14 protein-coding genes are annotated in these 12,704 nt (G+C 70.9%); 9 read left to right on the forward strand and 5 right to left on the reverse strand.

What is annotated here, in order from left to right:
- Positions 1 to 5 precede the first annotated feature (5 nt).
- A complete protein-coding gene (locus AB0F56_RS23110) occupies positions 6 to 1,010 on the reverse strand; it encodes a Gfo/Idh/MocA family oxidoreductase (protein ID WP_362012777.1) in 1,005 nt (334 codons plus the stop codon).
- A gap of 202 nt (positions 1,011 to 1,212) precedes the next feature.
- On the opposite strand from AB0F56_RS23110, the gene AB0F56_RS23115 reads away from it, so the two are divergent.
- The 7 genes from AB0F56_RS23115 (at position 1,213) to AB0F56_RS23145 (ending at position 7,563) form a co-directional block, all read left to right on the forward strand.
- On the forward strand, positions 1,213 to 1,926 hold the full coding sequence (locus AB0F56_RS23115) for a hypothetical protein (RefSeq protein ID WP_362012780.1): 714 nt from the start codon (positions 1,213 to 1,215) through the stop codon (positions 1,924 to 1,926).
- 129 nt (positions 1,927 to 2,055) lie between these two features.
- Positions 2,056 to 2,775, forward strand: coding sequence for a GntR family transcriptional regulator (locus AB0F56_RS23120; RefSeq protein WP_362012941.1), 720 nt, complete (start codon positions 2,056 to 2,058; stop codon positions 2,773 to 2,775).
- An 83-nt stretch (positions 2,776 to 2,858) separates the two neighbouring features.
- Positions 2,859 to 3,878 carry a sugar ABC transporter substrate-binding protein gene (locus AB0F56_RS23125; protein WP_362012782.1) on the forward strand — a complete coding sequence of 340 codons (1,020 nt, stop codon included), beginning with the start codon at positions 2,859 to 2,861 and terminating at the stop codon, positions 3,876 to 3,878.
- Positions 3,875 to 4,930 carry an ABC transporter permease gene (locus AB0F56_RS23130; protein ID WP_362012785.1) on the forward strand — a complete coding sequence of 352 codons (1,056 nt, stop codon included), beginning with the start codon at positions 3,875 to 3,877 and terminating at the stop codon, positions 4,928 to 4,930. The genes AB0F56_RS23125 and AB0F56_RS23130 overlap by 4 nt, the downstream gene beginning before the upstream one ends.
- Entirely contained in the window at positions 4,927 to 5,718 is a 792-nt protein-coding gene (locus AB0F56_RS23135; RefSeq protein ID WP_362012787.1) for an ATP-binding cassette domain-containing protein, read from the forward strand. The genes AB0F56_RS23130 and AB0F56_RS23135 overlap by 4 nt, the downstream gene beginning before the upstream one ends.
- A 94-nt stretch (positions 5,719 to 5,812) precedes the next feature.
- Complete coding sequence (locus AB0F56_RS23140; protein ID WP_362012790.1) at positions 5,813 to 6,991, forward strand: ROK family glucokinase; 1,179 nt, start codon at positions 5,813 to 5,815, stop codon at positions 6,989 to 6,991.
- A complete protein-coding gene (locus AB0F56_RS23145; RefSeq protein WP_362012793.1) occupies positions 6,988 to 7,563 on the forward strand; it encodes a hypothetical protein in 576 nt (191 codons plus the stop codon). Before AB0F56_RS23140 ends, AB0F56_RS23145 begins: the two co-directional genes overlap by 4 nt.
- A 33-nt stretch (positions 7,564 to 7,596) precedes the next feature.
- Here AB0F56_RS23145 and AB0F56_RS23150 read toward each other — a convergent pair whose 3' ends face one another.
- Positions 7,597 to 9,144 carry an MFS transporter gene (locus tag AB0F56_RS23150; protein WP_362012795.1) on the reverse strand — a complete coding sequence of 516 codons (1,548 nt, stop codon included), beginning with the start codon at positions 9,142 to 9,144 and terminating at the stop codon, positions 7,597 to 7,599.
- Between the two features lie 188 nt (positions 9,145 to 9,332).
- Here AB0F56_RS23150 and AB0F56_RS23155 point away from each other — a divergent pair, with 188 nt between their 5' ends.
- On the forward strand, positions 9,333 to 10,397 hold the full coding sequence (locus tag AB0F56_RS23155; protein ID WP_362012798.1) for a right-handed parallel beta-helix repeat-containing protein: 1,065 nt from the start codon (positions 9,333 to 9,335) through the stop codon (positions 10,395 to 10,397).
- 53 nt (positions 10,398 to 10,450) lie between these two features.
- The gene (locus AB0F56_RS23160) at positions 10,451 to 11,479 is read left to right on the forward strand and encodes a methyltransferase (protein WP_362012801.1); all 1,029 of its coding nucleotides are present in this window, start codon (positions 10,451 to 10,453) and stop codon (positions 11,477 to 11,479) included.
- A gap of 90 nt (positions 11,480 to 11,569) precedes the next feature.
- On the opposite strand, the gene AB0F56_RS23165 is transcribed toward AB0F56_RS23160, so the two are convergent.
- The 3 genes from AB0F56_RS23165 to AB0F56_RS23175 are packed head-to-tail and all read right to left on the reverse strand — an operon-like array spanning position 11,570 to position 12,703.
- The gene (locus AB0F56_RS23165) at positions 11,570 to 11,902 is read right to left on the reverse strand and encodes a TcmI family type II polyketide cyclase (RefSeq protein ID WP_362012803.1); all 333 of its coding nucleotides are present in this window, start codon (positions 11,900 to 11,902) and stop codon (positions 11,570 to 11,572) included.
- 58 nt (positions 11,903 to 11,960) lie between these two features.
- A complete protein-coding gene (locus tag AB0F56_RS23170; protein WP_362012805.1) occupies positions 11,961 to 12,440 on the reverse strand; it encodes an SRPBCC family protein in 480 nt (159 codons plus the stop codon).
- Between the two features lie 2 nt (positions 12,441 to 12,442).
- On the reverse strand, positions 12,443 to 12,703 hold the full coding sequence (locus AB0F56_RS23175) for an acyl carrier protein (protein WP_362012809.1): 261 nt from the start codon (positions 12,701 to 12,703) through the stop codon (positions 12,443 to 12,445).
- Position 12,704 lies beyond the last annotated feature (1 nt).

Here is a 12,704-nt window from a genome sequence, read left to right on the forward strand (position 1 = left end):
TCCGTCTACGACGCGATCTCGTCCACGCGGACCGGGCGGCCCTCGCGCCGTGAGCGCTCGCATGCCTCCGCGATCCGGAGCGCCTCCAGGGCCTCCCGGCCGTCGCAGGGGTTCGGGGCCTCGCCCCGTACCAGGCGTACGAACGCGTCCAGTTCGGCCTCGTACGCCGGAGCGAAGCGTTCCAGGAAGCCCGTCCACGGCTTGACCGGGGCCGCGGGGCCCGTCGGCTCCACCGAGGTGAGCGGGGTCCTGTCGTCCAGGCCGACGGCGATCTGGTCGAGCTCGCCGGCCAGCTCCATCCGTACGTCGTACCCGGCGCCGTTGCACCGGGTCGCCGTCGCCACCGCCAGCGTGCCGTCGTCCAGGGTGAGCACCGCCGCCGCCGTGTCCACGTCGTCCGCCTCGCGGAACATCGCGGGGCCCGCGTCCGAGCCGGTCGCGTACACCGAGACGACCTCCCGCCCGGTCACCCAGCGCAGTATGTCGAAGTCGTGCACCAGGCAGTCCCGGAAGAGGCCCCCGGAGAGCGGCAGATACGCGGCGGGCGGCGGGGCCGGGTCCGAGGTCGCCGCCCGCACGGTGTGCAGCCGGCCGAGCCGCCCGGACCGCACCGCCTCCCGGGCCGCCACGTAACCGGCGTCGAAGCGGCGCATGAAGCCGAGCTGGAGCTCCGTACCCGCCGCCTCGACCGCCCGCAGCGCCCCGAGCGTGCCCGGCACGTCCAGGGCGATGGGCTTCTCGCAGAAGGCGGGCAGCCCCGCGCCCGCCGCGCGGGCGATCAGCTCGGCGTGGGCGGCGGTGGCGGAGGCGATGACGACGGCGTCGAGCGCGTGGTGGTCCAGGAGGGCGTCGACGCTCGGCGCCGGCTCCGCGCCGATCGCCCCACCCACCCGCGCCGCCCGCTCGGCGTCCGCGTCCGCCACCACCAGCGACTCGACCTCCGGGTGGCGGGCGAGCGCGCCCGCGTGGAAGGCCCCGATACGACCCGTTCCGATCAGTCCGATACGCATGGCCCCAAGGTGGTGCCGGACCGGGACCCTGTCAAGGATTTGTCAGGACAATCGGACGTCGACAGGCGACCCGCCTCCTCGGCCCGCTGTCGACGTGCCGAAGGTGAAACCGGCCGCGCCTCCGGCTGCGTCAGGTTGTAATGGTCATGCTCGTCAGGGGTACCGAACGAACGACAGTCACCACACGGGGGAGTGATTTTCGATGACTGGCACGCCTGGCTCCGGCTCCACTCCGACCTCCGGACCGGACGCCACCTCCACACCCGCGCCGGGGAGCCCGGACGCGACCGACGGGCGCGGGTCGCGTGCTCGTCTCGGTGAGGTGGCGGCGCTGGTCTCCGCCGTCACCGCGGTGCTGGGCCTCATCCTGGGCTTTTTCGGGCTTCCGGTGGTCTTCAACTCTCCGACGGCCAGGACCGTGACCGAGACCGTGTACGTCACCAGGACCGTCACCGTCCCGGCCGCACCGGAGGCGCCGGCCACGGCCGCGCCGTCCACCGCGCCGACGCCCTCGGCGTCGGGCGGTCCTGGGCCGGGTGCCGATGGGGGCGCCCGGACGCAGACGGTCGAAATCGGATCGGACTACGGGATTCGGCTCGACGAGAATCCGCTGCAGGTCCGACCGTACGAGGAAGGAGTGGACTTCTACAGCCTTCCCGAGGACTTCCAGAACGGTGAGGAGGGCACGCGGCTGGTGGTGCTGCGGTCCGGGGAATCGGGCTCCCTCGCCACGTGCAAGTCCGTGACCAGGTTCGAGTATCGGCTCGACCTCGTGACACTGCGCGCCGGGGCGGGTCTGTGCCTCTACAACGCGCAGGGGACCATCGCGTACGCCGAGGTCGTCAGCAATTCCTTCAAGTCGAGGCGGGACTCCGGGTTCCTGAAGCTGAAGATCACCGTGTGGAGCGCGCGGTAGCCCTGGGAGGCATTCGCCCGAGGATTTGTCAGGACAATCGGACTTCACCACTTCCTGTCATCATCTCCTCGGGCTACGCTCCCGTCCGTGTCCAAGCAGCCGCCGTCCGCCGAGCCGCCCCCACTCGCCGTGGACCGCACCAGCCCGGTCCCGCTCTACTACCAGCTCGCCCGGCAGCTGGAAGCGGCCATCGAGAACGGTTCCCTGGCACCCGGCAGCCTGCTCGGCAACGAGATCGACCTCGCCACCCGCCTCGGCCTGTCCCGGCCCACCGTTCGGCAGGCCATCCAGTCGCTGGTCGACAAGGGGCTCCTGGTCCGCAGGCGCGGCGTGGGCACGCAGGTCGTGCACAGTCAGGTCCGGCGTCCGCTGGAGCTCAGCAGCCTCTACGACGACCTGGAGACGGCCGGCCAGCGCCCCGCCACCCGGGTCCTCGTCGACCGCGTCGAACCCGCCGCAGCCCCGGTCGCGGCGGCCCTCGGCGTACCGGAGGGCAGCGACGTCCGGTACGTGGAGCGACTCCGTACGGCGCACGACGAGCCCATGGCGTACCTGCGCAACCACCTCCCGGCCGGACTGCTCGACCTGGACGCGGGCCGCCTCGAGGCGACCGGCCTCTACCGGCTGATGCGCGGCGCCGGTATCACTCTGCACAGCGCCCGCCAGACCGTCGGCGCCCGCGCCGCCACGGCCGCCGAGGCCGAACTGCTCGCCGAGGAGGAGGGAGCACCGCTGCTCACCATGGAACGCACCACCTTCGACGACACGGGCCGCGCCGTCGAGTTCGGCTCCCACCTCTACCGGGCCTCGCGGTACTCCTTCGAGTTCCAGCTCCTGGTCCGCCCCTGACCTGCAGACCCGCTGAAGTCCGCGCGACCCCCATGACCGATACTGCAATGCACGCAGAAGGACACAAAGGAGGGCACGGCCTCGTGACCAGGCTTCGGACAGGAGGGGTACGCGCCGCAGTCGGCGCCGTGCTCGCGGTGGCGCTCACCGCCGCACTCGCGGGGTGCAGCAGCACCGGCGGGAAGCGCGCGGAGGACGCCCGCAAGGCGGCCGCGGCCCAGGGGAAGGCGGCCGTGAACACCCCCCGGTGGACCTTCGCCATGGTGACCCACTCGGGCGACGGGGACACCTTCTGGGACATCGTCCAGAACGGCGCCGAGCAGGCCGCCGTCAAGGACAACATCAACTTCCTCTACGCCCACAGCGACGAGGCGCAGGCGCAGGCCCAGCTCATCGACTCGTACATCGCGAAGGGCGTCGACGGCCTCATCGTCACGCTCGCCAAGCCCGACGCGATGAAGGCGGCCGTCGAGAAGGCGGTCAAGGCCGGCATCCCGGTGATCACCGTGAACTCCGGCTCCGAGCAGTCCAAGGCCTTCGGGGCGCTCACCCACATCGGCCAGGACGAGACCGTCGCCGGTGAGGCCGTCGGCGACGAGCTGGACGAGCGCGGGAAGAAGAAGGCCCTGTGCGTCCTGCACGAGCAGGGCAACGTCGGCCACGAGCAGCGCTGCGCCGGAGCGAAGAAGACCTTCGACGGCGAGATGGAGAACCTGTACGTCGACGGCACCAACATGCCCGACGTCCAGGCCTCCATCGAGGCCAAGCTCCAGTCGGACCCGGCCATCGACTCCGTCGTCACCCTCGGCGCGCCCTTCGCGGACGCCGCCGTCCAGGCGAAGAAGACCGCCGGATCCGCGGCCGAGATCGACACCTTCGACCTCAACGCCAAGGTCGCCACCGGGCTCTCCTCGGGCGCCCTCGGCTTCGCCGTGGACCAGCAGCCCTACCTCCAGGGCTACGAGGCCGTCGACCTGCTCTGGCTGTACAAGTACAACGCCGACGTCCTCGGCGGCGGCAAGCCGGTCCTCACCGGCCCGCAGATCATCACCAAGGACGACGCCACCGCGCTCAAGGGCTACACGGAGCGGGGCACCCGATGAGCGGGATCGCCCCGACAGGAGACGGCATCGACCACGTCGACGAGCGGCTGCTGCGCACCTCGCCGCTGAAGAAGCTCCTGGCCCGGCCCGAGCTCGGCTCGATCGTCGGCGCGATCGCCCTCTTCGTCTTCTTCTCGCTCGTCGCCGACAGCTTCCTGAAGGCGTCCAGCCTGGGCACGGTCCTCTACGCGGCCTCCACCCTCGGCATCATGGCGGTGCCCGTCGCGCTGCTGATGATCGGCGGCGAGTTCGACCTCTCGGCGGGCGTCCTGGTCACCAGCTCGGCGCTGATCTCCTCGATGTTCAGCTACCAGATGACCGCGAACGTCTGGGTCGGCGTCGGCGTCTCGCTGCTCGTCACCCTCGCCATCGGCGTCTTCAACGGCGTCATGCTGACCCGCACCAAGCTGCCGAGCTTCATCATCACCCTCGGCACCTTCCTGATGCTGACCGGCCTGAACCTCGGCTTCACCAAGCTCATCAGCGGCACGGTCTCCACGAAGTCGATCGCCGACATGGAGGGCTTCTCCTCGGCGAAGAAGCTCTTCGCCTCGCAGGTGACCATCGGCGGCGTCGACCTCAAGGTCACCATCCTGTGGTGGATCGGCCTGGTCGCCGTCGCCACCTGGATCCTGCTGCGCACCCGCTTCGGCAACTGGATCTTCGCCGTCGGCGGCGGCGCCGACGCGGCCCGCGCGGTCGGCGTCCCGGTCCACCGGACCAAGATCGGCCTCTACATGGGCGTGGCCTTCTGCGCCTGGATCTCCGGCCAGCACCTGCTCTTCTCCTTCGACGTCGTCCAGTCCGGCGAGGGCGTCGGGAACGAGCTGATCTTCATCATCGCGGCCGTCATCGGCGGCTGTCTGATCACCGGCGGTTACGGCTCCGCCATCGGCTCGGCGGTCGGCGCGTTCATCTTCGGCATGACCAGCAAGGGCATCGTGTACGCGGAGTGGAACCCGGACTGGTTCAAGTTCTTCCTGGGAGCGATGCTCCTGCTCGCGACCCTGCTGAACGCCTGGATCCGCAGGCGCGTGGAGGCAACCAAATGACGACGGAAGCCACCCCTCTCGTCGAGCTCGACGACGTCAGCAAGTTCTACGGCAACATCCGCGCCCTCGAAGGGGTCTCCCTGGAGGTCCACGCGGGCGAGATCACCTGCGTCCTCGGCGACAACGGCGCCGGCAAGTCCACCCTCATCAAGATCGTCGCCGGACTGCACCGGCACGACGCAGGCACCTTCCGCATCGAGGGCGAGGAGGTCTCCCTGGCCAACCCGCGCGACGCGCTCGACCGCGGCATCGCCACCGTCTACCAGGACCTGGCCGTCGTCCCCCTCATGCCGGTCTGGCGGAACTTCTTCCTCGGCTCGGAGCCCACGAAGGGCAAGGGCCCCTTCAAGCGCCTCGACGTCGAGCTGATGCGCGAGACGACCCGTACCGAACTGCTCCGCATGGGCATCGACCTGCGCGACGTCGACCAGCCCATCGGCACCCTTTCCGGCGGCGAGCGCCAGTGCGTGGCCATCGCCCGGGCGGTCCACTTCGGCGCCAAGGTCCTGGTCCTGGACGAGCCGACCGCCGCGCTCGGCGTCAAGCAGTCCGGAGTGGTCCTGAAGTATGTGGCCGCCGCCCGTGACCAAGGCCTCGGCGTGGTCCTCATCACCCACAACCCGCACCACGCCTACCTCGTCGGCGACCGGTTCGTCCTGCTCAAGCGCGGAGTCATGGCGGGCAGCCACACCAAGAGTTCGGTCACGCTGGACGAGCTGACCCGGCAGATGGCGGGCGGCAGCGAGCTGGACGACCTCCGACACGAGCTGGAGCGCCCACAGGGCTAGAGCCTGTCCGGCCGATCAGGGTCGGACAGGCCCTCGTGACCCGCCCGCTCGCTCGTCACGGCCCTCCTACACCGCACCTGGCAGAATCGAGCCGATGAGTACCTACCGCGACCTCTCCCACCGCGGCGCCGCCCGGGCCACGGTGCTGCGGACCGTCGGCACCCGGGAGCGGCGCTCCCACCTGACCGCGCCCCGGGTGCCCACCGTCGGCATCGACATCGGCGGTACGAAGGTCATGGCCGGGGTCGTCGACGCGGACGGCACGATCCTGGAGAAGGTACGGACCGAGACGCCGGACAAGTCCAAGAGCCCCAAGGTCGTCGAGGACACCATCGTCGAACTGGTCCTGGACCTCTCCGACCGGCACGACGTGCACGCCGTCGGCATCGGCGCGGCGGGCTGGGTGGACGCCGAGCGGGCCACCGTCCTCTTCGCCCCGCACCTCGCCTGGCGCAACGAGCCGCTGCGCGACTCCCTCCAGTCCCGGCTCGCCGTGCCCGTCATGGTCGACAACGACGCGAACACGGCCGCCTGGGCCGAGTGGCGCTTCGGCGCCGGGCGCGGCGAGGACCACCTCGTCATGATCACGCTCGGCACCGGCATCGGCGGCGCGATCCTGGAGGACGGCCGGGTCAAGCGCGGCAAGTACGGGGTGGCCGGCGAGTTCGGCCATATGCAGGTCGTCCCCGGTGGCCACCGCTGCCCGTGCGGCAACCGGGGCTGCTGGGAGCAGTACAGCTCCGGAAACGCGTTGGTCCGCGAGGCCAAGGAGCTGGCGGCCGCCGACTCCCCGGTCGCGTACAACATCATCGAGCGGGTCAAGGGCCACGTCCCGGACATCACGGGACCGCTCATCACCGAGCTGGCCCGCGAGGGCGACGCCATGTGCGTCGAGCTCCTCCAGGACATCGGCCAGTGGCTGGGCGTCGGCATCGCCAACCTGGCCGCCGCCCTCGACCCCTCCTGCTTCGTCATCGGCGGGGGCGTCAGCGCCGCCGACGACCTGCTGATCGGCCCGGCCAGGGACGCCTTCCGGCGCCACCTCACCGGCCGGGGATACCGCCCCGAGGCCCGGATCACCAAGGCCCAGCTCGGCCCCGAGGCAGGTATGGTCGGCGCGGCCGACCTCGCCCGGCTCGTCGCCCGCCGCTTCCGCCGCGCCAACCGGCGCCGCGTCGAGCGCTACGAACGGTACGAGCGGTACGCCCAGGTCCTCCGGGCCGCCACCGAACCACGCACCTCCTCCCGCACCACCCAGGACCCGCCTTCATGACCGTCCCCTCCCCGACCACCTCGCCCGAACAGAGCACGAAGATGCCGGAGGACCGGCGCCACATGATCCGCCGGCGCTGGCTGACGGCGATCATCATCGTGCTGCTCGTCGGCATCCCCGCCGGGTATCTGATGATCTCCGCGGGTCAGAGCCGCGACAGCGGCCGCGACAAGGAGCGCGAGTCCTCGGCCACGGGCCTGAGCGACAACTGGCCCTCGCTGATGAAGCGCCGGGTCTTCGAGGTGCCGATCCCACAGGGCAGCTCGAAGGTCGCCTACTTCGAGACCAGCAACTGGAAGACCAGCCGGCTGTACGTCCAGTTCACGACGACCGCGGCCCGCCTCGACACCTTCCTGAACGGGGTCGGCTCCAGCCGTTCGGCGCTGACCTCCGGCACGGTCACCGTCAGCGACCGCGACGCGGACATCGTCGGCTGGACCTTCCCTGCCGACCGCGTCTGGTCCTCCACCACCGTCGACCGCCCCAAGCCCCGGCCGAACCAGGACATCACCGTCGACCTCACGGACCCCGCGTCCCCCACGGTGTACGTGGTGTCCACGACGACGCCCTGACGGACCCCGCGGACCCGCATAGACGCCCGCCCGCTACCGGGCGGCGTCCGTCTGCGTCTCCCGTCCGCGCGGGCTCGCGCCCGTGTCCGGCTTCCGCCGCTCGGCGCCGCCCGTCGGGACGCGTACCGTCGCGACGACGAGCAGGGAGGCGACGGCCCCCAGCGCCGCCGCCACGACGAGGACCCCGTTCAGGCCGGACGCGAACGCCCCCCGTACCAGGTCTGCCATCTCGGCGCGTTCGCCCTCCGGCCGGCCGGCGATGATCGACCGGGCCTGTCCGCCGCTCAGAGCGGCGGCCGTCCCGTGCGGGTCCGGGACACCGCCGTCGGCCCTCAGCACCCGCTCGATCCGCGACTGGAAGATCACGCCGAACACGGCGATCCCCAGGGCGAAGCCCAACTGGCGGAAGGTGTTGACCGCACCGCCCACCATGCCCGCGCGCTCCGGCGGGACCGTGGCCAGGGCCGCCGCCGACAGGCTCGGTGTCACGAGCCCGACCCCCAGGCCGGCGACGACGAGCCCCGCCACCAGGCTGCTGCCCGAGGACCCCGCGTCGAGGCCGGCCTGCATGCCGGAGCCCAGGGCGATCAGCGCGAGACCTCCGCCGATGCACGCCCGGGGCGGCCAGGGGCCGAAGCGGCCCGCGAGCGCCGAGACGACGAACGCGGCGGCGCACATGGGCAGGATGTACAGACCCGCCTGGACGGGCTCGTACCCCAGGACGGACTGCATCCACAGCGACTCGTACAGCAGATAGGCGAACGCGGCGCCCTGCAGGAACAGGGCGCTGATCATGATGCCGGTGAACGACGGCCTGCGGAACAGCGACAGATCGAGGACGGGGTGCTCGTGTCTCGTCTCGACTACGACGAAGAGGGCGAGGCCGACGGCCGCCGCCGCGAACAGGCCGAGCGTGAAGGGCGCCGTCCAGCCCTCGGAGTGGGCCCGGATCAGCCCGAACGTGAGGGCCCCGCTGGCCACCGTGAAGGTCACCACGCCGAGGACGTCCGCACGCTGCCGGCCCTCGCCCTTGGCCTCGCGCACCGAGCGCAGGGTCATCACGACGGCGGCCAGGCAGACCGGCAGGTTGACGAAGAAGATCCATCGCCAGTCCAGGTACTGGGTGAGGAGCCCGCCGACCATCGGCCCGGCCGCCGCCGCGACCGAGTTGGTGGCGCCCCACACGGCGAAGGCCACCCCCCGCTCCCGGCCGCTGTAGTGCATGCCGAGCAGGGCGATCGTCGTACCGAACATCCCGGCGGCGCCAAGACCCTGGACCGCCCGGGCGCCGATCAGCACACCCGCGTTCGGGGCGATCGCGCACACCACCGAGGCCGCGGTGAAGACGACCAGCCCGACGAGGTACACCTTCCTGCGGCCGATCCGGTCGGCGCGGGAACCGACGCCGAGCAGCAGCGACGCCAGGGCCAGCGCGTAGACGTCCACCACCCACTCCAGGTCGGAGAGCGTGGTGCCGAAGTCCGCCGCCATGGCGGGCAGCGCCACGACCACGATCGTGACGTCGAGGAGCAGCATGAAGGTGCCCAGACAGATCGCCGCCAAGGGCCACCACTTGCGCATCCGAAACCTCTTCCCTGCCCGCCGCACCGCAGCGGTGCCCTCGGCGGCCCCCATGGTCCACGGCGGAGCGGCGTTTCCCCTCAGGACCCGCGCGCCACGCCCATCGCGTGGACCGCAGGGAGGTATGCCCAGGTCCGCCTGGAGGATCAGCGGTGGCAGGTCGGAACGCCCGCTCATAGCTTCGACACATGACCAAACGACAGATCGCCGTCCTGGCCTGCACCGTGGCTGTCGTGGCCACGAGTCTCGGCGCAGCCGCCCCGACGACCGCAAGCCGCACGGTGCACCGGGTGAAGCCCGGCGAATCGATCCAGAAGGCCGTGGACGCCGCGAAGCCGGGCGACACCGTCGTCCTGTCTCCCGGCACCTACCGTGAGAGCGTCCGCATCACCACATCGGACCTGACCCTGCGCGGCTCGACCGTCTTCCCCACGGTCATCGCGCCCAGCAAGGCCGCTTCCGACGACATCTGCGCCAAGGCCGGTCACGGCGTCTGCGTGACCGGCAAGGACGGCAGTCCCGTCACGGGCGTCACCGTGCGCTCGCTCACGCTCCAGGGCTTTGCCAAGAACGGCCTGTGGGCGTCCCGTACCGACCGCCTGAAGGTCCATCGGGTGACGGCCGAGAAGAACGGCAACTGGGGCATCGCCCTGGAGCGGTCCGTCCGCAGCGAGCTGACCCACAACGTCGCCCGCGACAACGCGGACGCCGGCCTGTTCGTCTCCAACACCACCGACACGGAGGCCGGGGCCGTCGACGCCGAGGGAACCCGGATCAGCCACAACCGGCTCTCCGGCAACCGGATCGGCATCACGGTGCGGCGCCTGCGGAACCTGACCGTCGACCGCAACGAGGCGACCGGCAACTGCGCCGCTGTGTTCGTGGTGGGCGACGAGTCCACGCCGCGCGCCGGGGCGATGAAACTGCGCCGGAACTACATCCACGCCAACAACAAGCACTGCCCCAAGACGCCCCGACTGCCCTTCCTGCAGGGCTCGGGCATCGTCCTCACCGGCGCCGAGGAGACGCTGGTGGAGCGGAACCGGATCGAGGACAACGTCGGCGCCTCGCCGCTGTCGGGCGGCATCGTGCTCTTCAAGAGCTTCGTCGGCGCCCTCAACGAGCGCAACGAGATCCGCGACAACGTCGTCCTGCGCAACGGTTCGGCCGACCTGGCCAACCGGGACACCGGCAAGGGCAACACCTTCAGCGGCAACACCTGTGAGGTCTCGGAGCCCGCGGGCATGTGCTGAACGGTCGGACCCACTCCCTCACCCACGGCACGACTGCACAGACAAGGCGACAGATGACGACTGTTGATCCGGCTCCGCCGCCGCCCATGAGGCTGCGGGAACTCGTATTCGGGGCGGCCTGCGCCGCCGCCGTACGTGCGGCCGCCCGCCTCGGCGTGGCCGACGCCCTGGGCGACACGCCCATGACCGTGGAGGACCTGGCCGGGGCGGTCAAGACCCAGCCGCGGACCCTGCGCCGGCTGCTGCGCGCCCTGTCCTGCCAGGGGGTGTTCACCGAGCTGGCCGACGGCACCTTCGCGCACACGGAGATGTCCCGGCTGCTGCGCGAGGACGACCCGCAGAGCCTGCGGTACATCGCGCTGTGGTGCACCGAGCCGTGGACGTGGGACGTCTGGCCGAAGCTCGACGAGGCGGTGCGCTCCGGCCGCAACGTCTTCGAGGACGTGTACGAAAGGGAGTTCTTCGCGTACCTCAACGAGGACGCGCCCGAGTCCGCGTACGTCTTCAACCGGGCCATGACGACGTCGAGCCGGCAGTCGGCGCAGGATGTCGCCGAGCTGCTGGATCTGCGGGGCGTGACGTCGGTCGTGGACATCGGCGGCGGTCAGGGCCACGTCCTGGCGAGTCTGCTGGAGAAGTACCCCGACCTGCACGGCACGCTGCTCGATCTGCCGAGGGTGGTGGAGAACGCCGATCCGCGCCTGCGGGCGGACGGTCCGTTGGCCTCCCGGGTCCGCGTCGTGCCCGGGGACTGCCGGGAGTCCATCCCGGTCCAGGCGGACGTGTACATCATCAAGAACATCCTGGAGTGGGACGACGACAGCACCCGCAGGGCCCTCGCCAACGTCCGCGGGGCGGCCCGCCCCGGCGCCCGGGTCGTCGTGATCGAGAACCTCGTGGACGACACGCCGTCGATGAGGTTCACGACCGCCATGGACCTGCTGCTGCTCCTCAATGTCGGCGGTGCCAAGCACACCCGGCAGAGCATGGTCGACCGGCTGACGGACGCGGGGCTCGTCATCGACGAGATCCGCCCGGTCAACGCGTACCTCCACGCCTTCGAGTGCACCGTTCCCGGCTGAGGTCCGGCAGACCCGAAACCCGAGGCCGCCCGCTCCGCGTCGTTCGCGGGGCGGGCGGCCTCGGGTTGTGCTGCCGTGCGTATCTCGGGGTCAGGAACCCCCGTCGCGCTCCCAGCGGTAGAAGCACTGGGCCATGGCGTCCTTGGGGCTCCGCCACGTCTGCGGGTCGTACGCGCTGACGTACGCCGACAGTCGCTCGCTGGTGTCCCGGAACTCCGGGTGGCCGGTCAGCTTCGCGATGGCCGGCGCGGGGTCCTGCTCCGACTCGATGAGGTGCAGGTACACGTCACCGAACTGGAACAGGCGACGCCGGGTGACGCCGACAAGGTGCGGGAGTTCGCCGCGGTCGGAGGCGGCGAACACATCGGCGATCGCCGGCGCCGAATCGGGCACCATGCGGGCCACGATCAGAGCGTGGTGCATCGAGCGTCCTTCCTGGGAGTGCGGGTGTGGGGGAGGGCGGGGACCCGGCCGGGTGCGGTCAGCCGGGCAGGACCGAGGCGCTCCGGCGGTCGCGGGCGACCTGCTCGATGCGGTCCCGGATGAGGGCCATCTGCGTCTGGGAGTTGCGGTTGATGTTGTCGGTCATCCAGGCGTCGTCGACGGGAGCCTCGGGCTTCATCGCGAAGTCCTGCACCCAGCGCATGTGGACGCCGGCCGGCGTCTCCTCGTACTCCCACCGGATGTTCATGTGGTCGAACGGGCCGGTCTCGACCCGGCGGGCGCGGACCGTCCGCCCGGGGCGGTCGACGGTGCGCTCCGACACCCAGCTCCAGACCTTCCCGTCCTTGTCCGGGTGCATGGTCAGGCGGAAGGTGGTGGAGTCGCCCTCGCGGGAGAGCACTTCGAGAGAGGCGTACTCGCTGAAGAGGCGCGGCCAGTTCTCGATGTCGTTGGTGATGTCCCAGACGAGGTCGAGCGGGGCGTCGATGGTGATGCTGTTGTCAGTGTGACCGGACAACGTCAGACTCCCGTCTTGAGGGCGGTGTTGACCAGGCCGAGGAACTCGGCCGGCGTCTTGGAGCGCTCGGCGTCCGTGGGCAGCGCCACGCTGTACCGGTTCTCCAGCTCGCCGACGATCCCGAGCAGGCCGAGCGAGTCGACGCCGAGGGTGGCGAACGGCGCGTCCGGCGCCTTCTCCAGCTCCCGGGCGTCGACGGTGACCCCGGCCGACTGCTTCATCAGCGCGGCGAGTTCGTCGAAGGTCAGGGTGGTGGTGATCATC

It is taken from the genome of Streptomyces sp. NPDC026092 (genome assembly GCF_040638605.1).
Taxonomy (GTDB): domain Bacteria; phylum Actinomycetota; class Actinomycetes; order Streptomycetales; family Streptomycetaceae; genus Streptomyces.

What these genes read in the sequence shown, in the direction of transcription:
- AB0F56_RS23110 (WP_362012777.1), bottom strand. Translation starts at nt 1,010, where the DNA reads ATGCGTATCGGACTGATCGGAACGGGTCGTATCGGGGCCTTCCACGCG.
- AB0F56_RS23130 (WP_362012785.1), top strand. Translation starts at nt 3,875, where the DNA reads ATGAGCGGGATCGCCCCGACAGGAGACGGCATCGACCACGTCGACGAG.
- AB0F56_RS23115 (WP_362012780.1), top strand. Translation starts at nt 1,213, where the DNA reads ATGACTGGCACGCCTGGCTCCGGCTCCACTCCGACCTCCGGACCGGAC.
- AB0F56_RS23150 (WP_362012795.1), bottom strand. Translation starts at nt 9,144, where the DNA reads ATGCGCAAGTGGTGGCCCTTGGCGGCGATCTGTCTGGGCACCTTCATG.
- AB0F56_RS23165 (WP_362012803.1), bottom strand. Translation starts at nt 11,902, where the DNA reads ATGCACCACGCTCTGATCGTGGCCCGCATGGTGCCCGATTCGGCGCCG.
- AB0F56_RS23140 (WP_362012790.1), top strand. Translation starts at nt 5,813, where the DNA reads ATGAGTACCTACCGCGACCTCTCCCACCGCGGCGCCGCCCGGGCCACG.
- AB0F56_RS23145 (WP_362012793.1), top strand. Translation starts at nt 6,988, where the DNA reads ATGACCGTCCCCTCCCCGACCACCTCGCCCGAACAGAGCACGAAGATG.
- AB0F56_RS23135 (WP_362012787.1), top strand. Translation starts at nt 4,927, where the DNA reads ATGACGACGGAAGCCACCCCTCTCGTCGAGCTCGACGACGTCAGCAAG.
- AB0F56_RS23175 (WP_362012809.1), bottom strand. Translation starts at nt 12,703, where the DNA reads ATGATCACCACCACCCTGACCTTCGACGAACTCGCCGCGCTGATGAAG.
- AB0F56_RS23155 (WP_362012798.1), top strand. Translation starts at nt 9,333, where the DNA reads ATGACCAAACGACAGATCGCCGTCCTGGCCTGCACCGTGGCTGTCGTG.
- AB0F56_RS23160 (WP_362012801.1), top strand. Translation starts at nt 10,451, where the DNA reads ATGACGACTGTTGATCCGGCTCCGCCGCCGCCCATGAGGCTGCGGGAA.